The organism is Belnapia moabensis DSM 16746 (assembly GCF_000745835.1).
In the GTDB taxonomy this organism is placed as follows: Bacteria; Pseudomonadota; Alphaproteobacteria; order Acetobacterales; family Acetobacteraceae; genus Belnapia; species Belnapia moabensis.
This window is the reverse complement of record NZ_JQKB01000022.1, coordinates 40,313-61,532: the sequence shown is the minus strand read 5'-3', so window position 1 is coordinate 61,532 and position 21,220 is coordinate 40,313. Positions and strand designations below refer to the sequence as shown.

Sequence of the window (21,220 nt, the reverse complement as noted above, 5' to 3'; positions counted from 1 at the left end):
ACCCTTGCTGTGTCCCTGGCGAAACACTGATGCGGAGCCAAATCGGAAGGGCTGGGTCGTGGCCCTTCTTCGCGCAGGAGTAGAGAGATGTTCATTCGCAAGCGGCGTGGCTGGGAGATTCCGGAGGGCGCGGCGACGCCGGAGGCCCTGGTTTTCGGCCGACGGGCGGCGCTGAAGGCGGCGGGGCTGGCCTCCATCGCCATGCCGGGCCTCGCGCGGGCGGCTGATTTCCCCCAGTCGACTCGCAATGGCCGGTATGAGCCGGGCCGGGCCATCACTGCCGAGCGAGAGGTGACCACCTACAACAACTTCTACGAGTTCGGCACCGACAAGGGCATCTACCGACCCGCGCAGAAGCTGCCGCTCTCGCCCTGGACCGTGAAGGTGGATGGGTTGGTCGACCGGCCGCGGGAATTCTCGGTCGAGGACCTGATCAAGGCGATGCCGGTGGAAGAGCGGGTCTACCGCCTGCGCTGCGTCGAGGCCTGGTCGATGGTGGTGCCCTGGACGGGCTTTCCGCTCACGGCACTGCTCGCGGCGGTCGGGGTGCAGTCGAGTGCGAAGTATGTCCGCTTCGAGACGGCGGCGTTGCCGGCGGTGATGCCGGGGCTGCGGCAATCCTGGTATCCCTGGCCTTATGTCGAGGGCTGCACCATCGAGGAGGCGGGGAACGACCTCTCCTTCCTCGTCGTCGGCGCCTACGGCAAGCCGCTGCTGGCGCAGAATGGTGGGCCGATCCGGTTCCATCAACCGTGGAAGTATGGGTTCAAGGCGGGCAAGTCGCTGACGCGGATCAGCCTAGTGGCGGAGCGGCCGAAGAGCTTCTGGGAGGCGATTCAGCCGCAAGAGTATGGCTTCTGGGCGAATATCAACCCCGAGGTGCCGCATCCGCGCTGGAGCCAGGCGAGCGAGCGGGTGCTGGGCACCGGCGAGCGGGTGCCGACGCAGCTCTTCAACGGTTATGGGGAGTTCGTCTCCGGGCTCTACTCGGGCCTGCAGCGGGAGAGGCTGTGGGGCTAATCCAGCTTGGCACCTGAAATCTCGACCAGGCGCTTCCAGCGTGGCGTCTCGGCGCGGATGCGTGCGGCAAGCGCCCCCGGCGACTCGCTGGTGAGGACCTGGTAGCCGAGCGGGCGGAGGCGCTCCACGAAGGCAGGGTCGGCAGCGATTCGGCGCACTGCCTCGTTGAGCTGGAGCAGCAACGGGACGGGCGTGGCACCGGCGGCCATCACCGCGTTCCAGCTCTGGATGTCGATCTCGCCGAGGCCGAGGAAGGCGAGATCCTTCATCCCCGGCACATCGGGCAGGAAAGGCAGGCGCTCGGCGCTGCTGACGGCGAGCGGCTTGAAGCGGCCGGCCGCCACATGCGGCATGAGGGCCGGCATTACGTCGAACATCATGTCGATGGTGCCGGCGAGGAGGTCGGAGATGGCCGGGCCGCCGCCGCGGTATGGGACATGGGTGATGCGTGCGCCCGTTGCTTGGGTCACTGCGGCTATGGTGAGGTGGCTGGTGGTGCCGGTGCCGGAGGAGCCCATCGTCACCTGCTCCGGATGGGCTTTCGACCAGGCGATAAGGGCGGCGAAGTCGCTCCAGCCGTGCTTCGCCGCCGTCTCGGCATTCACCACGCAGAGTACCGGGCCGGTGGTGACGTTGGAGACGGGGGCGAGGTCGCGCTGCGGGTCGAAGGCGAGCGACCTGTACAGGAAGGGCGCGGCGCAGAGGGTGGTGGCGCTGGCGAGGCCGATGGTGGAGCCGTCGGGCGGCGATTTCGCCAGGGCATCGGCGCCAATATTGCCGCCGGCGCCGCCGCGGTTCTCGACGACGATGGTCTGGCCGACGGCAGGGCCGAGGCGCTCGGCGATCAGCCGGCCAAGGATGTCGACGGCGCCGCCGGGGGGGAAGGGGACGATCAGCCGGATCGGCCGGCCGCCGGCGATGGGCTGGGCGAGGGCCGGGACGGCGAGGAACGTGGCGCCCGTGGTGAGGATGCTGCGGCGTCCCGGCATGGCTCGGCCTCCTGTTCAGGGGCCAAGCTACAGCCGTTGGCGAGCCTCGGCGATAACCCTGAGCACGTCGGGCGTCAGGTCATAGGCGGCGAGCTCTTCCGGCAGCGCCCAGGCGATGGCGGAGACATCGTCGCCGGGGCGACCCTCGCCGCCGGCGCGGCGGCCGCAGAAATCGATGATCGTGTAGTGGTACCGGGTGGCGCCGCCGGGATCGGTGGTGATGGCATCGACCACGGCGGCCAATTCGAGTGGGCCGGCCTCGATGCCCGTTTCCTCGAAGAGCTCGCGGCGGGCGGCGGCCTCGGCCCGCTCGCCGAGATGCTGGGCGCCGCCGGGGAGGGACCAGCTGCCGACGCGCGGCGGCTTGCCGCGGCGGGCAAGAAGGACGCGGTCGCCGTCGAAGACGACGATGCCGATGCCGACCCAGGGGCGGTCGGGATATTCGCGGGTGGTCATTGGGTAGGCTGCGGGGGCGGCGCGGCGCGGGGCAGCAGGTCCTCGAAGCGAGGGATGAAGGCTTTCTCCTTCCACACTCCCACCTGGTAGATCCAGTTCCGCCAGCGGGCGTTCAGCGGCTCGCTGCCCGGGCCCTCGGCGGCGAGGCCAATCCAGACGGTCTCGCCGTCATGGCGCGGGGCCACGGTGACGGCCAGGCCGTCGATCAGGTCGAAGCGCGTCTCGCCGAGGGCAGTGCCGGGGCTCTCCGCGGTGGGTTTCACATCGAGGAAAGTGAGGAATTCGAAGCTGCGTCCCACCTCGTCGAGAGAGACATCGTCGAGCGGGCGGGGATCTATCGGTTGTTCGAGGCGGAGCTTCGCCTCGGCCTCGTCGCCGCGGGCGAGCACCAGCTCCGGCTCACCGGCGCGGCGGATGGTGACGCGGCGAATGCGGTCCGCGGCGATGTTGGCGATGTCGCGGTCGAGCCAAAGCTGCGCATCGGCATCGGCAGGCAGGCGGCCCTCGGCGAGCCAGGCCTGACTCTCGGCCGGGCGGCGGACATAGGCGCTTTCCGGGACATTGCCCTGGGTGCGGACGCGGCGGCGGCCGATGACCAGCTCCGCGATCGGCTGGCCGCCGGCCGCGAGGACGCGCAGCAGCAGGCCAGTGCTGCCGGGGCGGGCGGGATCCTCGACACCGAGCCGGTCATGCTGGCCGGGATCGGCGGTGCGAGGCTCCACCAGGCGAAGTTCGGTGAGGCCGACAAGGAGCTCGCGCACGCGCTCGGGGCGGACGGGGTAGTTGCCCTTTTCCGGCAGGACCCAGGCCTCGCCCTGGCGGAGCAGAGTGAGCACCGATTCCTGCTTGCGGATCTCGATCCTTGCCGCCTCGGCGAGGCGGGGGGCGAGGCCGGGGAAGGCGAGGCTGGCGGCGGGCGGGGCGACCTCTTCCTGCAAGACCTGGGGTGTGAGAAGCAGGGCGGCGCCCACCGTCACGATGGCGCCGCCGCCGAGCAGCAGCAGGGTCCGGCGTTGCATCCGTCTCTCCTCAGGCCCGGGCCGCGGCGCGGCGGCGCTGCCGCACCACGGCGAGGCCGATGGCGAAGAGCGTCAGCAGCGCCGGGACGAGGGCGATGTTGACCAGGCGCAGCGTCGTCTCCAGCCCCTCGATGTCGCGGCGCAGTTCGAGCTGCACGGCGCGGAGCTGGCGGCGGGTGGCGATGATCTCCTCGCGGGCGCGGTCGATCTCGGCGCGTTGCTCAGGGGTGATGACGGCCTGGTTGGCGTTGCGCTCGGCGCCGGGGGCGGCCGGCGTGCCCTGGCGCAGTTCGCGCAGGCGGCGCTCGGTTTCCTCCAGCTTCTGGGTGAGCTGGCGCTCGGTCTGGCGGTACTGGGCATCGGCGTTGCGGCGGATGTCCTCGACCAGCTCGAAGGGGCGAAGGCTCTCGCCGCGGGAGCGGAGCGAGATCAGCGCGTCGGAGCCGACGAGCGTATCGGTGATGTTGCTGACGAAGGCGCCGTTGCCGCTGATCGGCGTCGCCATCGCCTGGCCGAAGAAGTCCTGGATGCGGACCCAGAAGCGGTCCTCCAGGATGTCGCTGTCGTTCATGACGACGAGGTTGGCCGGGCCCTGGCTGCGGGCGAGATGGGCGGGGAAGCCCTCCGGCCGCTGCTGGCCGTCGGCGAGTGGCGGCGGGCCATCGGGGAAGGCGGAGGTCAGTTCACCGCGGAGCCGCGCGGCGATGACGTGGCGGCTGCCATCGGCGCGGAAATCGGCGAGCAGGCGTGCCGGGCTCGGGTCCTGGCTGACGCGGGCGGCGTCCACCACCATGCTCTGCGCGGAGGAGGTCAGCAGGGGGGTGAACTCCACCGTGCTGCCCTCGCGCCTGCGGAGCTCGCCGGCGGAGGCGACGGTGACCTGGTCGAGCTGGGCGAGCGAGACCTCGGAGCGGTTCAGGCTGTCGCCCTGGAGGTTGTACCAGGCGAGGTAGTCCACGGCCTGGACGCGGTCGCCGGGGCCGGCGCGGACGCGCCAGGCGCCGCGCAGGTCGAGCACCACCTTGTCGGAGGGGGCATCGACGCCCCAGGCACTCAGCAGCCGGTCGAGCGAGGAGGCGGTGTTGGTCGGCGGCTGGCCGGTCGGGCCGGGGCGGGCGGCCTGGCTCTCGGAATGCGGGTCGACCAGCAGGAAGAGCTTGCCGCCGCGCATGACGAACTGGTCGACGGCATACTGCGCGGCATCGGAAAGGCCCTGCGGATGGGCGAGGATGAGGACCTGCACATCCGGCTCGATCACCTGCGCGTCGAGCGGGACGTCCTTCACGGTGAAGTACTGGCGGAGCTGCGTCATCACCGCTGCCGGCTGGGCGAGCTGGGGCTGGCGCAGCATCAGCGCGCGCGGGTCGCCGTTCAGGGGCAGGGTGGACATCACGCCGATGGTCGGGCGGCGGGGGTTGGAGAGCTCGTAGACGAGGCGCGTCAGGTCGGCTTCGAGGAAGCGCTCGCGGTCCGGCTGGAAGAAGGCGAGGACGCGCTCGTCATCGACGAGGTTGGTGCCGGCGAGGCCGAAATAGACCTGCTCGCCGGACTGGTCGACGGGGACGCCCTGCAGGCCGTAGGCCATGGCGCGGTCCTCGATTTCGGAGAAGGGCTCGGGGTCGAAGACCTCGAGCTTCACCTTGCCCTTCGAGAGCGAGACATACTCGGCCAGCATCTCGCGCACCCGGTCGGCATAGGCGCCGTACATCGGGATCTCGGCGCCGAGGCGGCGCGAATAGAAGAGGCGCAGAGTGATCGGGTCCTGCAGCCCACCGAGGATCTGCTTCGTCCCACCGGAGAGGGTGTAGAGGCCCTGGCTCGTCAGGTCGATGCGGGCGCGGGGCAGCAGGCGGTCGGCGAGCATGTTGACGCCGATGGCGAGGACGGCGGCGGCCAGCAAAGCGATGGCGGAGGTGCCGATGCGACGGCTGCCGCGGCGCGGGGTGGTCTCGCTCATGGGACTAGTCCGCCTTCCGATGGTCGAGCACGACGGCATTCATGAAGAGGAAGAAGCCGATGAAGCTGGCGAAGTAGATGATGTCCCGCGCCGCGATGATACCGCGGGTGAAGCCGCCGAAGCGATCGGCGACCGAGAGGCCGCGTGCGATCTCGGCCAGCACCGGCAGGCGGCTGTTGAGGAATTCGGTGACGACCGGGCTGCCGGCCGCAGCGAAGAGGAAGCAGAGGGCGACGGCGAGGACGAAGGCGATCACCTGGTTCCGCGTCAGCGCCGAGACCGCGGCGCCGAGTGCCAGATAGGCGCCGGCGACCAGCAGGCAGCCGACATAGCCGGAGAGGATCACGCCGTTATCGGGCGAGCCGAGGAGATTGACCGTGATCCAGAGCGGAAAGGTCAGGGCGAGGGCGATGCCGCAGAAGGCCCAGGCGGCGAGGAATTTGCCGAGGACCGCCGCCCATTGCGGCAGGGGCAGGGTCAGCAGCAGCTCGATGGTGCCTTGGCGGCGCTCTTCCGCCCAAAGACGCATGGTCAGCGCCGGGACGAGGAACAGGAAGAGCCAGGGCACGAAGGAGAAGAAGGGGATGAGGTCGGCTTGGCCGCGGCCGAAGAAATTGCCGAGGGTGAAGGTCAGCGCGCCGGCGAGGACCAGGAAGATGACGATGAAGACGCTGGCGACGGGCGTGGCGAAATAGCCGGCCAGCTCACGGCGGGCGACGGTGAGGGCGGCGCGCATCAGGCGGCCTCCTGCCCGAGGGTGAGGCGGCGGAAGACGTCGTCGAGGCTGCTGCCTTGCTCCTCCAGCACCGAGGGTGGCGCGTCCACCACCAGCTTGCCGCGGGCGATGATGATGGCGCGGGTGCAGACGGCGCCGACCTCCTCCAGGATATGGGTGCTGATGACGATGGCCTTCTCGGGCGCCATGCGGCGGATCAGCTCGCGCACCTCGTGCTTCTGGTTGGGGTCGAGGCCGTCGGTCGGCTCGTCGAGCACCAGGACGGGCGGGTCGTGCAGCAGGGCCTGGGCCAGGCCGACGCGGCGCTTGTAGCCCTTGGAGAGCGTCTCGATGGGTTGGAGGCGGACACCTTCGAGCTGGGTGAGGGCCATGGCATGGGCGGTGCGGTCGGCGAGTTCGCTCCCGCGGAAGCCGCGGATGCGGCCGGTGAAAGCGAGGAAGCCGGCGACGGTCATCTCCGGGTAGGTAGGGGCGCCCTCGGGCAGGAAGCCGAGGTTGCGCTTGGCCGCGACGGGCTGGTCCACCACATCGGCGCCGCAGATGCGGGCGGTGCCTGCAGAGGGCGGCATGAAGCCGGCCAGCATTCGCATGGTGGTCGATTTGCCGGCGCCGTTCGGGCCGAGGAAGCCGAGCACCTCGCCGCGTTCCACGCTGAAGGAGATGTCGTCCACCGCGGTGAAGCCGGCGAAGCGTTTCGTCAGGCGCTCGATCTCGATCAGCGCGGCCAAGGCGGAACCCCCCAACGATACAGTCCGGCCGGGGGACTTACCGGGAAGCGCCGGGTTTGCAAGACCCCTGGGGCCTATCCGGCCCGCAAGGTCTCCATTGCGGCCTCCTTGCCGAAGAGGCGAAGCAGCAGGCGGATGGCCTGGCCACGGGGGGTGGTAAGCGCCGGGTCCTTCTCCAGGAGAAGCGCGGCGTCGCGGTTGGCCATGGTGACGAGGCCGTCTTGTGCCTCCGCCTCCGGCAGGCCGAGGCGGAAGACGGGGGCGCCGGACTGGCGGGTGCCGAGTGCCTCCCCGGCGCCGCGCAGGCGGAAATCGGCATCGGCGATGGCGAAGCCGTCCTCGGTGTCGCGCAGCGTCAACAGGCGTTCGCGGGAGGCGAGGCCGAGCGCCTCGTCGTAGAGGAGCATGCAGTAGCTGGCCTCGGCGCCGCGTCCGACCCGGCCGCGGAGCTGATGGAGCTGGGCGAGGCCGAAATGGTCGGCGTGCTCGACCACCATCACCGTCGCCTCCGGCACGTCGACGCCGACTTCGATGACCGTGGTGGCGACCAGCAGCTTCGTCCGGCCGGCGGCGAAGTCGCGGATGGCCTGCTCGCGGATATCCGGGTCGAGGCGGCCATGGGCAAGGCCGACCTGGCCGGGGAAGCGCTCCGACAGTTCGGCGAAGCGGGTCTCGGCGGCGGCCATGTCCACCAGCTCCGATTCGGCGACATGGGGCACGACCCAGTAGACCCGGGCGCCGCGCTCGATGGCCCGGCCGATGCCGGCGACCACATCGGGTAGGCTGCGGAGGCCGTGCAGGGTGGTGGTGATGGGCTGGCGGCCTGCCGGCTTCCCGGCGAGGCGGGAGACGGCCATCTCGCCCCATTGCGTCAGCAACAGGGTGCGCGGGATGGGGGTAGCTGTCATCACCAGCATATCCGCCTCGCCGCCCTTCTCGGCCAGCAGGAGGCGCTGGGCGACGCCGAAGCGGTGCTGCTCGTCCACCACGGCAAGGCCGAGGTCGCGGAAGGCGACGCCTTCCTGGAACAGGGCATGAGTGCCGATGGCGATCTTGACGGAGCCGCTGGCAAGGCCGGAGAGGACGCGCTTGCGCTGGGCGCCCTTCACGCTGCCGGCCAGCAGCTCCACCCGCACGCCGGCCGGGGTGCAGAGGCGGCCGAGGGTGCGGGCGTGTTGGCGGGCGAGGAGCTCGGTCGGGGCCATCAGCGCGGCCTGGGTGCCGGCCTCGACGGCGCGGAGCATGGCGAGGGCGGCCACCAACGTCTTGCCGGCGCCGACATCGCCCTGGAGCAGGCGGAGCATGCGGTGGGGGGCGGCGAGGTCGGCATCGATCTCGCGCAGCGCATGGGCCTGGGAGGGGGTAAGGGGGTGGCCGAAGGCTGCGAGCGCCTGGGCGCGGAGGTGGCCATCGCCTTCGAGCGCCCGGCCGGGGCGCTGGCGAACGCGCCGGCGGACCAAGGCTAAGGCGACCTGGCCGGCCAGCGCCTCGTCATAGGCGAGGCGTGTGCGGTGGATGGGCGGCGGCGGGGCCTCGGGCGCCTGGAGGGTCCTGAAGGCCAGGGCGAAGCCGGGCCAGCCCTCGCGGCGGAGCAGGGCGGGGTCATGCCACTCCGGCAGCGGCGGAATGCGGTCGAGCGCCGGGGCCATGGCCTTGGCGATCTGCCCGGTGCGGAGGCCCTGGACCAGCGGCCAGACCGGCTCCAGCTCCGGCAAGCCCTCGGGGCCGGTGGCAGTCAACGGGTTGATCATCGAATAGGCGCCGGCCTCGGTCTTCACCTTGCCGGCGAACAGGCGCTCCGTGCCCGCCGGCAGGAGCTGGCGCAGCCATTCGAGCCTGCCGTTGATGAAGCGGATCAGCAGGGGCTTGCCCGCGGCCTCGGCGCGGATCTCGACATAGCCGCGGCCGGTGCGGGAGCGGGCGGCGCGATGGCTGACCACCAGGGCGGGGAGGATGACTTCCGCATCGGCCGGTGCCTCGGCCGGGCTCCCGATGCGGGTGCGGGTGGCATAGCGCTCCGGCAGGTGGAACAGGAGATCGAGCACGCGCGTGCCGCCGACCGCCTCAGCCATGCGTTTGGCAATCATCGGCCCCACCCCGGGCAGGCTGCCCAGGGGCGCGAAGAGGGGGGTAAGCTCGGTTTGCTCCGGATTCATCGCACCGAACCGCCGATGCGGCTTCTGCGTCGGGCTGACAGGATTCCCATGGCCCCTTATATGCCAGCCCCCAGGCCAGACAGCGACATGCCCAGCGATCACTCTCCTTCCGAACCGCTTCAGCTTGACCCGCGCCGCCGGCGCCTGCTCTTCCGCGCCCGCCATCGCGGCACGAAGGAGGCCGACCTGATGATCGGCGCCTTCGTCGAACGGCTGGTCGCCAGCTTCAGCGAGGCGGAGCTGGATGAGCTGGAGGCGGTGCTGGAATATCCGGATGTCGACCTGTCCGACTGGCTGACCGGGCGCCGCCCCATCCCGCCCGAATGCCGGACGGCGATGCTCGATCGCATGGCCGTCGAATGCGCGGCCCCCGGCGCCGGCTTGCCCGAGGGCCTGCGCCGGCCATGAGCGAGGCCGAGACGGCAACCCGCGGCCTCACCGTTCACGGCGCGCCGGAAGGCTTCGATGCGCTGCTGCTGGCGCGGCGCCGGGCCGAGTCCGAGGCGCCGATCCTGCACGTATGCCGGGACGATGCCCGCACGGCGCGGCTGGCCGAGGCGCTGGCCTTCTTCGCGCCCGGGGTCGAGGTCCTGCGCTTCCCGGCCTGGGACTGCCTGCCCTATGACCGGGTCTCGCCCAATCCCGAGATCGTCGCCGAGCGCGTCTCGACCCTGACCCGGTTGCTGGAGACCGGGGACCGGCCGCGGATCGTCGTCACCACCGTCAATGCCCTGGTGCAGAAGGTGCCGCCGCGGGAGGCCTTTGCCGGATCGACGCTGCAGCTCCGAAAGGGCGGGCGGGTGAAGCCGGAGGCGCTGACCGCCTTCCTAGAGGCCAATGGCTATGGCCGCACCGGCACCGTGATGGAGCCGGGCGAGTATGCGGTGCGGGGCGGGATCATCGACCTCTTCCCGGCAGGCGAAGCGGACCCGATCCGCCTCGATCTGTTCGGCGACGAGATCGAGAGCCTCAGGCGCTTCGATACCGGCACGCAGCGGAGCGGCGAGGCGCTCCAAGAGCTCTGGCTGCGGCCGGTGGGCGAGGTCTTCCTCGATGCCGATTCGATCAGCCGGTTCCGGGCTGCGTGGCGCGACCTTTTCGGCAACGCGGCGGCCGAGGACCCGCTCTATGTCTCGGTCAGCGCCGGGCGGAAGCATCCGGGCATGGAGCATTGGGCCGGGCTCTTCCACGAGCGGATGGAGACGCTGCTCGACTACCTGCCCGAGGCCTCGGTAAGCCTCGACCACCAGGCGGAAGACGTGGTGTCGGCGCGCCTCGAGATGATCGCCGACCATTACGAGGCGCGGCGGGCACCGATCCGGGCGAATGAGGGCGAGGTGCCCTACCGTCCGGCGCCGCCGGGGACGCTCTACCTGAACCAGCGTGGCTGGGACTCGATGCTGGCGGGGGGGCCGCTGCTGCGCTTCTCGCCCTTCGCCCAGGCCGATGGCGCGGAGGGGATCGAGGCCGGCGGGCGGCCGGGACGGCTCTTCACCGAGGCGCGGGCGGCGGGGCAGAATGTCTTCGCCGCCTATGCCGAGCATGCCGAGGTGATGGTCCAGCAAGGCAGGCGGCCGGTCGTCGTCGCCTGGACGCGCGGCTCGCGCGAGCGGCTCGGCAACCTGCTACGGGAAAGCCGGGTGGCGGCGGAGCCGGTGGAGAGCCTGGCGGAGCTCGGGCAGCTGCCGAAGGGCGTCGTCGGCCTGGCGGTCATCGGGCTGGAGCGGGGCTTCCTCGCGCCTGCCACGGCGACGGGGCTCGGTTTCGGCCTCTCGGTCGTCGGCGAGCAGGACCTGCTCGGCGAGCGCATCGCCCGGCCGCCGCGGCGGCGGAAGCGGGCCGACCAGTTCATCGCCGATGCGACGGGGATCGAGCAGGGCGACTTGGTCGTGCATCAGGACCATGGCATCGGGCGGTATGACGGGCTTTCGACCATCGAGGTGAATGGCGCGCCGCATGATTGCCTGCGGCTGCTCTATGACGGCGGCGACAAGCTTTTCGTGCCCGTCGAGAATATCGAGGTGCTGTCGCGCTTCGGGACGGAGACGGCGGGGGTCGCGCTCGACAAGCTAGGCGGGTCCTCCTGGCAGTCGCGGAAGGCCAAGGCCAAGCAGCGCATCCAGGACATGGCCGGGCAGCTCATCCGCATTGCCGCCGAGCGGCAGCTGCGCGAGGGCATGCTGGCGACACCGCCCGAGGGCGCCTGGGACGAGTTCTGCGCCCGCTTTCCCTTCGCCGAGACGGAGGACCAGCAGCGCGCCATTGCCGATGTGCTGGAAGACCTGGCGAGCGGCCGTCCGATGGATCGGTTGATCTGCGGCGATGTCGGCTTTGGCAAGACGGAGGTGGCGCTGCGGGCGGCCTTCGTCGTCGCCATGTCCGGCGTGCAGGTGGCCGTCGTCGTGCCGACCACGCTGCTGGCGCGGCAGCACTACCGCAGCTTCTCCGCCCGGTTCGCCGGGCTGCCGGTGAACGTCGCCCAGCTTTCCCGCATGGTGACGGCGAAGGAAGCGGCTAAGGTGAAGGAGGGGCTGAAGGACGGCTCCATCAACATCGTCATCGGCACGCACGCCCTGCTGGCCAAAGGCGTGGAGTTTGCCGAGCTTGGACTCGTCATCGTCGATGAGGAGCAGCATTTCGGCGTCGCGCACAAGGAGCGGCTGAAGAACCTCAAGACCGACGTGCATGTGCTGACGCTGTCGGCGACGCCCATCCCGCGCACCTTGCAGCTGGCGCTGACCGGCGTCAGGGAGATGAGCCTGATCGCCACGCCGCCGGTGGACCGGCTGGCAGTGCGCACCTTCATCATGCCCTGGGACGGGGTGGTGCTGCGCGAGGCGATCCAGCGCGAGCGGTTCCGCGGCGGGCAGATTTTCTGCGTGGTCCCAAGGCTCGAGGACATGGCGAAGGTTTCCGAGCGGATGCGCGAGATCGTGCCCGAGGCGCGCATCGTCGAGGCGCATGGGCAGATGGCGCCGACCCATCTCGAGAAGGTCATGACGGAGTTCGGCGACGGCAAGCACGACATCCTGCTCTCAACCAATATCGTCGAGAGCGGGCTCGACATGCCGGCGGTCAACACGCTGATCATCCACCGGGCGGACATGTTCGGCCTCGGCCAGCTCTACCAGCTGCGCGGGCGGGTCGGGCGCGGCAAGCAGCGGGGCTATGCCTATCTGACCTGGCCGCCCTCGCACCGGCTCTCGGCCGCGGCGCAGAAGCGGCTGGAGGTGATGCAGACGCTCGACAACCTGGGCGCCGGCTTCACCCTGGCCTCGCACGACCTCGACCTGCGTGGTGCCGGCAACCTGCTGGGCGACGAGCAGAGCGGGCATATCCGCGAGGTCGGCATCGAGCTCTACCAGCAGATGCTGGAGGATGCGGTCGCCGACCTGAAGGCCGGGCAGGGGCGGAAGAAGAAGTCCGAGGGCGACTATGCCCGGGAGTTCACGCCGAACATCAATCTCGGCCTGCCGGTGCTGATTCCGGAGGAGTATGTGCGGGACCTGCCGGTGCGGCTCGGCCTCTACCGGCGCATCGGCTCGCTGGCGGGCGAGGCGGAGGTGGAGGCGATGGCGGCCGAGCTCGCCGACCGCTTCGGGCCGCTGCCGGCCGAGGTCGAGAATCTGTTGCAGGTGGTCGCCATCAAATCGCTCTGCCGCGCGGCGGGCGTCGAGAAGCTGGATGCCGGGCCGAAGGGCGTGGTGCTCGGCTTCCATCGCAACCAGTTCCGGAACCCGGGCGGGCTGATCGCCTGGGTGACGGCGCAGAAGGGGCTGGTGAAGCTGCGGCCGGACCACAAGCTGGCGCTGCTGCGCGAGATGGAGCTGCCGCAGCGCATCCGCGTGGCAAAGGAGCTGCTGGGGGCGCTGGTGAAGGTGGTGGCGCAGGCCAAAGCCGCTTAGGGAGGGGCAGCGAGGCCGGCGCAGAGGAAGGGCGTGATCTCCGCCACCGCGCGCTCGAAATTGCCGCTGTCGCATGCGCCACCGGACATGGTCTCCAGCCGGCCAGTGCGGAGCAGGGTGTAGCGATAGGCGCCCATCATGAAATAGAGGCGCCAGCACAGCGTTTCATGCGGCAGCTGCGGCAGGACACGCTGGAATTCGGCTACATAGGCGAGGGTGGTCTCGTCATAGACGGCGCTGAGGACCTCCTTTGCGATGTCGTCCGGCTCGGTGTGCAGCCGGGCATGCATGCGCATGGTGGCGCGACCCTCAGGCGTCTCGCCGTTCAGCATGAATGGGGTGACGAAGCTGCGGACCAGCGCCTCCAGCGGGATCGGCACTTCGCCGAACTCGGTGCGGGCCTCGGCGAGGGCGCGGCGACGGGCTTCCGTCACTTGTTCGGCGCCGCGGCGGTAGGCGGCTTTGAACAGCTCCCGCTTCGCGCCGAAATGGTAGTGGAGCTGGGCGAGGTTCACCCCGGCGGCCTGGGCAATGGCGCGGGTCGAGGCGGCGGCATAGCCATGCTCGGCGAAGAGCGCCTGGGCCATGTCGAGGATGCGCTCCCGGGCGCTGGGGACGGCCTCGGCCAGCCTGGGCGTTTCGGTCAAGGCGGTCCCTCTGTCCTGCGGCGCGTCTTGACAGGACCGGCGCCGGCTATCGAGATATGGTCGAATGACCGACTGCCTGGCAAGGGAGGGGCGTCATGCCGCTGCACGGGCTGAACCATTATACTATCCGGCCCGCCGACCTGGAGCGGACCAAGGATTTCTACGTGGATGTCCTCGGCCTCGAGATCGGCTACCGGCCGCCGCTCGGCTTCGAGGGCTACTGGCTCTATTGCGGCGGGGAGCCGACCGTCCACCTGATCGGGCCACGGGAGCGGGATGCGCACATCCCTCGGAATGTCGGGCCGACCGGCTTGCTGGACCATATCGCCTTCTCCTGCACGGGCCTTGCCGAGATGAAGGCGCGGCTCGCCGAGAGGGGAATCGAGCATGAGGAGCGAGTGATCCCACGCGATCGGCAGACCCAGCTCTTCCTCTTCGACCCGGATGGCGTAGCGGTGGAACTCAACTACCCGCCGAGCGAGACGGTCTGACCGGCATGGAGCGGGGTTGGCACCAAATCGCCCTTGACGTGCTGAAAGCGAACGAGGTTCGCCTCATCCCCTATGTGCCGGACAATGTGCTGAAGCCGCTGATCGCGGCGATCCATGCCGATCCCTTTTTCCACGCCTTCACCGTGGCACGTGAGGAGGAGGCGGTCGGCGTCGTCGCCGGCGCCTGGATGGCGGGCACCAAGGGAATGGTGCTGATGCAGACCAGCGGCTTCGCAACGCTCGCCAATGTGCTGGCGAGCCTGCCCTGCGCCTTCCAGATCCCGGTGTTGTTGATGATCAGCGAGCGGGGGACGATGGGCGAGTTCAATCTCGGCCAGGCAGCGGTGTGGCGGACGATGCGGCCGACGCTAGAGGCATTGGCGATGGAGCACCACGTCATCACCCGGCTCGACGAATGCGAGTTCATCATGGACCGCACCATCCGCCAGGCGCATCTGACGCAGATGCCGGCGGCGCTGATCCTCTCGCCGCTGCTGACCGGCGGCAAGGCGGTGACGCGACAGGTGGTGGCGTGATCGCGGCGCATAATGCGAAGCGGATGTACCGCTTCGACCTCATGCAGAGGCTGGTGGCGCGGCTGGAGCATGAGGAGGCCGTCATCGGCGGCATCGGCAACACCAATTTCGACCTCTGGTCGGCCGGGCACCGGGCGCAGAATTTCTACATGCTGGGAAGCATGGGACTCGCGGTGCCGATCGCCCTCGGCGTGGCGCTGGCGCAGCCGAAGCGCAAGGTCTTCGCGGTGGAGGGCGACGGCTCACTGCTGATGCAACTCGGCTGCCTCGCCACCGTCGCCACGCTGGCGCCGAAGAACTTGGCGATCCTGGTGCTGGACAACGGCATGTACCAGATCACCGGTGGGCAGGAGACGCCGGCGGCGCGGGCGGATTTCGCCGCCATTGCCCGGGGCTGCGGCCTCACCGGCGCGGCCTGGGCAGCGGATGAAGCCGATTTCGAGCGGCTGGTCGGCCAATGCATCGCAACCGACGGACCGCATTTCATCGCGGTAAAGCTCGACGACCAGCCGCCGGTGACGCAGACGGAACGCGATCCCCCGCAGATCCGTGACCGGTTTATGCGGGGGATGGGGGCGAAGCGGAGCAAGCTGCCGGGCTAGGCCCGCTTCCGCTTCCTGACCGGCACCGCCTGGGCCAGCAGCGGCGTGAGGAATCGGCCAGTATGGCTCTCTTCCGTGGCTGCGACATCCTCCGGCGTACCGGCGGCGACGATGCGGCCGCCGCCATCGCCGCCCTCGGGGCCGAGATCGAGCAGCCAGTCGGCAGTCTTGATGACCTCGAGGTTGTGCTCGATCACCACCACGGTATTGCCGGCATCGACCAGCTGGTGCAGCAGCTCCAGCAGCTTCCGCACATCCTCGAAATGGAGGCCGGTGGTGGGCTCGTCGAGGATGTAGAGGGTTCGGCCCGTGGCGCGGCGGGAGAGCTCCTTCGACAGCTTGATGCGCTGCGCCTCGCCGCCCGAGAGCGTCGTCGCCTGCTGACCAAGGTGGATGTAGCCGAGGCCGACCTCACGCAGCACCTTCAGCTTCTCGTGGATGGCAGGGACGGCGGAGAAGAACTCGCAGCCCTCATCCACCGTCATCTCCAGCACGTCGGCTATGGACTTGCCGCGGAACTTCACCTCCAGCGTCTCGCGGTTGTAGCGCTTGCCCTTGCAGGCGTCGCAGGTGACGTAGACGTCGGGCAGGAAGTGCATCTCGATCTTGACGAGGCCGTCGCCCTGGCAGGCTTCGCAGCGGCCGCCCTTGACGTTGAAGCTGAAGCGGCCGGGCTTGTAGCCGCGGGCGCGGCTCTCCGGCAGCTCGGAGAACCAGTCGCGGATCGGAGCGAAGAGGCCGGTATAGGTCGCCGGGTTGGAGCGCGGCGTGCGGCCGATCGGCGACTGGTCGATGTCGATGATCTTGTCGAGCTGGTCGAGCCCTTCGATCTTCTCATGCGGGCCGGGGACGGTGCCAGCGCCCATCAGGCGTCGAGCGGCGGCTTTGTAGAGCGTCTCGATGACGAGGGTCGACTTGCCGCCGCCGGAGACGCCGGTGATGCAGGTGAAGGTGCCGAGCGGGAATTCCGCCGTCACGTTCTTCAGGTTGTTGCCGCTGGCGCCGAAGACCTTCACCACGCGCTTGCGGTCGATCTTGCGGCGTGCCGCCGGCACCTCGATCCGGCGGCGGCCGGCGAGGTAGTCGCCGGTGAGGCTGGCGGGGTTGGCGGCGACCTCGGCGGGCGTGCCCTGGGCGATAACGCGACCGCCGCCGGCGCCGGCGGCCGGGCCGATGTCGACCAGGTGGTCGGCGGCGCGGATGGCGTCCTCGTCATGCTCAACGACGAGGACGGTGTTGCCGATATCGCGGAGGCGGCGAAGCGTGGTCAGCAGGCGCTCGTTGTCGCGCTGGTGGAGGCCGATGCTCGGTTCGTCCAGCACGTAAAGCACGCCTGTGAGGCCGCTGCCGATCTGGGAGGCCAAGCGGATGCGCTGGCTCTCGCCGCCGGAAAGCGTCGCCGAGGAACGGCCGAGGGAGAGATAGTCGAGGCCGACATCGACAAGGAATTTCAGCCGCTCCGCGATCTCCTTCAGGATGCGGCGGGCGATCTCCTGACGCTGCGGCGTCAGCGTGTCGAAGACGGTGCCGAACCAGCGCTCGCAGTCACGGATGGACAGCCGCGCCGCCTCGCCGATATGGCGGCCTGCGACCTTTACCGAGAGCGCCTCGGGCTTGAGCCGGTAGCCGTCACAGGCGGGGCAGGGCTTGGCCGCCTGGTAGCGCGAGAGGTCCTCGCGGACCCAAGGGTTGTCCGTCTCGCGGTAGCGGCGCTCCAGGTTGGGCAGCACGCCCTCGAAAGGCTTTTTCACGTCATAGCTGCGGAGGCCGTCCTTGTAGCGGAGCGTTACCACCTCATCGCCGCTGCCATGCAGGATGGCGTTGCGCACCTTGGCCGGCAGGTCGCCCCAGGGCGACGCGGTCGAGACCTTGTAGTGACGTGCGAGACTTTCGAGCGTCTGGTCGTAATAGGGCGACTGCGCGCCGGACCAGGGGGCGACGGCACCCTCGGCGAGCGTGCGCAGGTCGTCGGGTACCACCAGCATCGGGTCGAAGAAGGTCTGGGTGCCCAAGCCGTCGCAGGTCGGGCAAGCGCCCTGCGGGCTGTTGAAGGAGAAGAGCCGGGGCTCGATCTCCTCAATGGTGAAACCCGACTCAGGGCAGGCGAATTTGGCGCTGAAGACGGTGCGGTCGCCGGTATCGGCGTTCTCGGCATAGGCGATGCCATCAGCGAGGGCCAGAGCGGTCTCGAAACTATCGGCGAGGCGTGGCGCGATGCCCTCGCGGACAACGATGCGGTCCACCACCACCTCGATGTCGTGCTTCAGCTTCTTGCTGAGCGCCGGCACCTCGCCGATCTGGTAGAGGGTGCCGTTCACCTTCACCCGCTCGAAGCCGCGGCGCTGGAACTCGGCGAGCTCCTTCTTGTACTCACCCTTCTTGCCGCGGACGGCAGGGGCCAGCAGCAGCAGGCGGGTACCTTCCGGCATCGCCATGACGCGGTCGACCATCTGCGAGACGGTCTGCGCCTCGATCGGCAGGCCGGTCGCCGGGCTGTAAGGTACGCCGACGCGGGCCCAGAGCAGGCGCATGTAGTCGTGGATCTCGGTGACGGTGCCGACGGTCGAGCGTGGGTTGTGGCTTGTCGTCTTCTGCTCGATCGAAATGGCCGGGCTCAGCCCTTCGATGCTGTCGACATCCGGCTTCTGCATCAGCTGGAGGAACTGCCGGGCATAGGCCGAGAGCGACTCGACGTAGCGGCGCTGGCCCTCGGCATAGATCGTATCGAAGGCGAGCGAGGATTTGCCGGAACCGGACAGGCCGGTGATGACCGTCAGCGTGCCGCGCGGAATGTCGAGGTCAAGGTTCTTCAGGTTATGGGTGCGGGCACCGCGGATGCGGAGGAAGCCGGCGCCGGTGATGGAGGAGGGGGTGGCCATGCGGGGTCGTGCTCCACGGGGCGCGGCGCCCACGTTCGCCTTGTGTTCTGATAGTGATGACATTATATGGGGCTGGCGGGAAGGGCCTTCGGCAGGCATGGTCCTCCCCTTTCAGGTTCCAGGGGTTCGGACGGCATGGCCGGCAGCGTCAACAAGGTGATCCTGGTGGGCAATCTGGGGCGTGACCCCGAGGTCCGCAACATGCAGTCGGGCGACCGGGTGGTGAGTTTTTCGATTGCCACGAGCGAGTCCTGGGCGGACCGCGCCTCGGGCGAGCGGAAGGAGCGGACCCAGTGGCACCGGATTGCCATCTTCAACCAGAAGCTCGGCGAGATTGCCGAGAAGTATCTGAAGAAGGGCAGCAAGGTCTATCTGGAAGGCCAGCTGGAGAGCCGGAAATACACCGACAAGGACGGCAATGAGCGGGAGGTGACCGAAGTGGTCCTCAGCCGCTTCCGGGGCGAGCTGACCCTGCTCGACGGCCGCGGCGGCGCCGGCGGCGAGATGGGCGAGAGCGGCGGTGGCGGCTATGGCGGCGGCGGCCGGTCTTCGGGCGGCGGCTATGAGCGCTCGAGCGGGGGTGGCTCCTCCCGCGGCGGTGGGGGCGGTGGTGGCTGGGACAAGCCGAAGGGCGGGGCAAGCGACCTCGACGACGATATCCCGTTCTGAGCCTGGTTACTCGAAGCCCGGGAAGGGCGCCGGGTCCATGAAGCGGCGGATGGCGTTCAGCACTAGCCTGGCCGCCGGCGCCGTGTAACCGTCCACCGGCAGGGCGCCGATATAGTTCATCGAGCCGAAGGAGAGCACTGCGCCGCCCTTCGACGCCTCGAAGAAGGTGATGTCGGAGCGCATCACCTCGTCATGCTGCCGCGGCCAGAGCGTGTGGTCGTAGCGCTCCTCATTCACCGGGGCGTAGCTCGGCTCGGTGACGATGGCCGTCGCCACGATCAGCGCATGGTGCGGGGTGCCGAGGCGGGTATCCGCCCGGTCCAGCTCATGGCCCGCTGCACCGCCGCCCATGAAGCCGCGTTCGCCGAATTCCTGGCCGGGCGCCGCCTCCATCCCCTCGCGCAGAAAGGCGACCCGCGGGTCAAGGATGCCGGGGGCGAAGCGGTAGGGGTGGCCATTATAATCGCCCTGGGTGCTGAAGCCGATGCCAACGACGCTCTGCGGCGGCCGGCCAAGGCGGCGCCAGAGCCCTCCGTAGCTGCCGTCGAAGGCATGGTAGGATTCGCCCGGCTCGGCGGCCCAGAGGCGGATGCCACCCTCGGCGCGGCGGACCTCGAGCGCCCAAGGGCCCTCTCCGTGCGGCACAACCTTCCAGTAGAAGCCGTTGCCGCCAAGATAGACGAAGCGGCCGCCGCCCCCGATGTAGTCGGCTATGCCGTGCAGCGTGCGGTCTGAATGGTATTCCGGGTGCTGGCCGGTCAGCACCACGCTGTAAGGGGCAAGCGCCGCGGCGCCCTCCGCATGCAAATCGTGGTCGGTGACGACCTCGTAGTCGATCCCGTGCCGGTCCAGCATGTCGGTTACGTAGCTGTCGGCGGTGATCCAGTAGGTGCCAGACCCCTCGGGCGAGGGATCTATCATCTGGATATGGTTTACCCGCTTGTCGATCATCGGCCGGCGCATGGAGGCATAGGCGATGCCGCTGCCATCTGTGTGCCAGTTATAGGTCGAGAAGCCGTATTCGGGGTGCCCGTCCGGCGATTGCTGCAGCGCGCCCCAGGCGACGGCGCGATCATGGAGCTGCGCCTGACGGCCTGGCCGGGCGAAATTCCCGTAAATCGTGTAGGTGAAAGTGGGCGCCAGGAAGGCGACCTTGGCCCGCTGGCCGGGCCTCACGGCGCGGACATAGAAGGCGATGTTGTCCCGCCAGCCGGCGCCTTCGAGATGCAAGGCATAGACGCCGCTCGGCCAGCCCTCCGGGATGGTCAGGCTGAGTGAAGGCTGCCAGCCGGCATCACCGATATCATCGTCATGGAAGTGGATGGCGGCCCATTGCTCCGGCGCCTCGGTCCAGCGCTGATGGGTGGCGGTCCACCGGCTGCCGGTCACGGCGCGGGTGGGAAGGTTGACGCAGCGACCATGCCAATGGCCGGGCCCGATATCGGCCACCCGGTCGCCGGTCATGCCGATCGAGAAATCCCATTCGGCTCGCAGCGTGCCGGCGGGCAGGGAAGCGCCCGCTTCCTGGGTGGCCAGTAGGGTGGTGGCATCGAGCCCGGCCGCGAGGCGCGGCCGCTCGATCTTGCCGTTGAAATGCCGCTCCATCGCAGGGTCGCAGGCGATGGTCGCGCTGCCCATCCCGGCTGGCCGGGCGGGGAAGGGGGCCGTGGCCTCCGCCGCCTCGGCGCGGTCGATCCGCGGCTTGCGTGGCTGCTGGCGCAGGGTGAGGGTGCCGCTCGCCGAATCCAGCGCCACGGCGATGTCATGCCAGGCGCGCGGGGTGAGCGGCACGCCCGTGGCGACGCGTTGGCCGTCAACTTCGCAGAAGGCACCCTCCGGACCGACTCCGAGGACCAGGCTGACGCCGCCGCCCCGCCAGGCAAAGACCACGCCTGGCCGCTCCGGCAGGGTCGGCCAGACAGTGGCGACAAGGCCGATCAAGCCGTCGGCCGGGCCGAGATCGAGGGCCGGGATCGCAACATGGCTGCCGAGGCGGATGGGCTGCTCCAGCCCCTGGTGCTGGCCCTGAATGGCGCATTCCATCGGCACCTCGCGGTAGCCGGGGCCGGCTGGGTTCGGGTCGCCGCAATGGACCCGCGCTACGCGGGCCGAATAGGGGGCGCCGCCCTGCACGCTGACCATGAAACGGATGACCTCTCCGGGCTTCACGCTCCAACGGTCGGCATAGCCGGTGATGGGGAGCAAGGACGGCCTCCGGCGCAATGAGACCGCAAGTGTTCCGTCAGCTATGAGAGGTGTCAAATCGGGCCGGGGATTTGGCGAATAGCCCGCTAATGCCTATATATAGGGCCGACATAACCCGCGGGCCGAGGCCCGCCGGGCGTCCGGTCATTGCCGTTCCGGCAGGGCCGGCCGAGCCCCAAGGAAACCGAGACGCGTGAGCGAAACCCAGAACGGCGCCGACGGAGG

At 69.5% G+C, this 21,220-nt stretch carries 17 protein-coding genes; 7 read left to right on the top strand and 10 right to left on the bottom strand.

Translation table 11 applies throughout. The features are described 5' to 3' along the window. Positions 1-87 precede the first annotated feature (87 nt). Complete coding sequence (gene msrP / locus EP26_RS15530; protein ID WP_043339732.1) at positions 88-1,020, top strand: protein-methionine-sulfoxide reductase catalytic subunit MsrP; 933 nt, start codon at positions 88-90, stop codon at positions 1,018-1,020. Here the strand turns inward: msrP and EP26_RS15525 are convergent. From EP26_RS15525 to recG, 7 genes are all read right to left on the bottom strand, one after another. Continuing rightward, positions 1,017-2,009 (bottom strand): Bug family tripartite tricarboxylate transporter substrate binding protein, encoded by a 993-nt coding sequence (locus tag EP26_RS15525; protein WP_043339731.1) that lies wholly within the window; start codon positions 2,007-2,009, stop codon positions 1,017-1,019. The two genes, msrP and EP26_RS15525, sit on opposite strands and share 4 nt — an antisense overlap. 27 nt (positions 2,010-2,036) lie before the next feature. Continuing rightward, positions 2,037-2,465, bottom strand: a complete 429-nt coding sequence (locus EP26_RS15520; RefSeq protein WP_043339729.1) for an NUDIX hydrolase — start codon at positions 2,463-2,465, stop codon at positions 2,037-2,039. Then, positions 2,462-3,484, bottom strand: a complete 1,023-nt coding sequence (locus EP26_RS15515; RefSeq protein WP_043339727.1) for a DUF4340 domain-containing protein — start codon at positions 3,482-3,484, stop codon at positions 2,462-2,464. Before EP26_RS15515 ends, EP26_RS15520 begins: the two co-directional genes overlap by 4 nt. Positions 3,485-3,494: 10 nt before the next feature. Beyond that, positions 3,495-5,441 carry a GldG family protein gene (locus EP26_RS15510; protein WP_043339726.1) on the bottom strand — a complete coding sequence of 649 codons (1,947 nt, stop codon included), beginning with the start codon at positions 5,439-5,441 and terminating at the stop codon, positions 3,495-3,497. A 4-nt stretch (positions 5,442-5,445) separates the two neighbouring features. Continuing rightward, positions 5,446-6,177 carry an ABC transporter permease subunit gene (locus EP26_RS15505; RefSeq protein ID WP_043339724.1) on the bottom strand — a complete coding sequence of 244 codons (732 nt, stop codon included), beginning with the start codon at positions 6,175-6,177 and terminating at the stop codon, positions 5,446-5,448. Then, the gene (locus EP26_RS15500) at positions 6,177-6,905 is read right to left on the bottom strand and encodes an ABC transporter ATP-binding protein (protein ID WP_052389233.1); all 729 of its coding nucleotides are present in this window, start codon (positions 6,903-6,905) and stop codon (positions 6,177-6,179) included. Before EP26_RS15500 ends, EP26_RS15505 begins: the two co-directional genes overlap by 1 nt. A 74-nt stretch (positions 6,906-6,979) precedes the next feature. Continuing rightward, positions 6,980-9,061, bottom strand: a complete 2,082-nt coding sequence (recG, locus tag EP26_RS15495) for an ATP-dependent DNA helicase RecG (protein WP_043339722.1) — start codon at positions 9,059-9,061, stop codon at positions 6,980-6,982. An 87-nt stretch (positions 9,062-9,148) separates the two neighbouring features. Between recG and EP26_RS15490 the strand changes: the two genes are divergently transcribed. Both EP26_RS15490 and mfd read left to right on the top strand, forming a co-directional pair. Continuing rightward, entirely contained in the window at positions 9,149-9,469 is a 321-nt protein-coding gene (locus EP26_RS15490) for an FAD assembly factor SdhE (protein WP_043339773.1), read from the top strand. Beyond that, positions 9,466-12,966, top strand: coding sequence for a transcription-repair coupling factor (mfd, locus tag EP26_RS15485; protein WP_043339771.1), 3,501 nt, complete (start codon positions 9,466-9,468; stop codon positions 12,964-12,966). The genes EP26_RS15490 and mfd overlap by 4 nt, the downstream gene beginning before the upstream one ends. On the opposite strand, the gene EP26_RS32010 is transcribed toward mfd, so the two are convergent. Further along, positions 12,963-13,613: a TetR/AcrR family transcriptional regulator gene (locus EP26_RS32010; protein ID WP_052389232.1), complete on the bottom strand. Its 651-nt coding sequence runs from the start codon at positions 13,611-13,613 to the stop codon at positions 12,963-12,965. The genes mfd and EP26_RS32010 overlap by 4 nt on opposite strands. A gap of 95 nt (positions 13,614-13,708) precedes the next feature. Here EP26_RS32010 and EP26_RS15475 point away from each other — a divergent pair, with 95 nt between their 5' ends. From EP26_RS15475 to EP26_RS15465, 3 genes are read left to right on the top strand one after another with little or no spacing between them, the layout of a single operon-like run. After that, positions 13,709-14,104, top strand: coding sequence for a VOC family protein (locus EP26_RS15475; RefSeq protein WP_043339721.1), 396 nt, complete (start codon positions 13,709-13,711; stop codon positions 14,102-14,104). 38 nt (positions 14,105-14,142) lie between these two features. Next, positions 14,143-14,640 (top strand): thiamine pyrophosphate-binding protein, encoded by a 498-nt coding sequence (locus EP26_RS15470; protein ID WP_245624417.1) that lies wholly within the window; start codon positions 14,143-14,145, stop codon positions 14,638-14,640. After that, positions 14,637-15,242: a thiamine pyrophosphate-dependent enzyme gene (locus EP26_RS15465; protein WP_169747410.1), complete on the top strand. Its 606-nt coding sequence runs from the start codon at positions 14,637-14,639 to the stop codon at positions 15,240-15,242. Before EP26_RS15470 ends, EP26_RS15465 begins: the two co-directional genes overlap by 4 nt. Here the strand turns inward: EP26_RS15465 and uvrA are convergent. Continuing rightward, positions 15,239-18,121 (bottom strand): excinuclease ABC subunit UvrA, encoded by a 2,883-nt coding sequence (uvrA, locus tag EP26_RS15460; protein WP_211259453.1) that lies wholly within the window; start codon positions 18,119-18,121, stop codon positions 15,239-15,241. The two genes, EP26_RS15465 and uvrA, sit on opposite strands and share 4 nt — an antisense overlap. 135 nt (positions 18,122-18,256) lie before the next feature. Between uvrA and ssb the strand changes: the two genes are divergently transcribed. Continuing rightward, positions 18,257-18,790 (top strand): single-stranded DNA-binding protein, encoded by a 534-nt coding sequence (gene ssb, locus EP26_RS15455; RefSeq protein ID WP_043339716.1) that lies wholly within the window; start codon positions 18,257-18,259, stop codon positions 18,788-18,790. A 6-nt stretch (positions 18,791-18,796) separates the two neighbouring features. Here ssb and EP26_RS15450 read toward each other — a convergent pair whose 3' ends face one another. After that, positions 18,797-20,995 (bottom strand): N,N-dimethylformamidase beta subunit family domain-containing protein, encoded by a 2,199-nt coding sequence (locus tag EP26_RS15450; RefSeq protein WP_043339714.1) that lies wholly within the window; start codon positions 20,993-20,995, stop codon positions 18,797-18,799. Between the last annotated feature and the right edge of the window lie 225 nt (positions 20,996-21,220).

Coding starts and splice junctions, on each gene's coding strand:
- recG (WP_043339722.1), bottom strand. CDS start 9,061: ATGAATCCGGAGCAAACCGAGCTTACCCCCCTCTTCGCGCCCCTGGGC.
- uvrA (WP_211259453.1), bottom strand. CDS start 18,121: ATGGCCACCCCCTCCTCCATCACCGGCGCCGGCTTCCTCCGCATCCGC.
- EP26_RS15490 (WP_043339773.1), top strand. CDS start 9,149: ATGCCCAGCGATCACTCTCCTTCCGAACCGCTTCAGCTTGACCCGCGC.
- mfd (WP_043339771.1), top strand. CDS start 9,466: ATGAGCGAGGCCGAGACGGCAACCCGCGGCCTCACCGTTCACGGCGCG.
- EP26_RS15475 (WP_043339721.1), top strand. CDS start 13,709: ATGCCGCTGCACGGGCTGAACCATTATACTATCCGGCCCGCCGACCTG.
- EP26_RS15515 (WP_043339727.1), bottom strand. CDS start 3,484: ATGCAACGCCGGACCCTGCTGCTGCTCGGCGGCGGCGCCATCGTGACG.
- msrP (WP_043339732.1), top strand. CDS start 88: ATGTTCATTCGCAAGCGGCGTGGCTGGGAGATTCCGGAGGGCGCGGCG.
- EP26_RS15505 (WP_043339724.1), bottom strand. CDS start 6,177: ATGCGCGCCGCCCTCACCGTCGCCCGCCGTGAGCTGGCCGGCTATTTC.
- ssb (WP_043339716.1), top strand. CDS start 18,257: ATGGCCGGCAGCGTCAACAAGGTGATCCTGGTGGGCAATCTGGGGCGT.
- EP26_RS15520 (WP_043339729.1), bottom strand. CDS start 2,465: ATGACCACCCGCGAATATCCCGACCGCCCCTGGGTCGGCATCGGCATC.
- EP26_RS15510 (WP_043339726.1), bottom strand. CDS start 5,441: ATGAGCGAGACCACCCCGCGCCGCGGCAGCCGTCGCATCGGCACCTCC.
- EP26_RS15525 (WP_043339731.1), bottom strand. CDS start 2,009: ATGCCGGGACGCCGCAGCATCCTCACCACGGGCGCCACGTTCCTCGCC.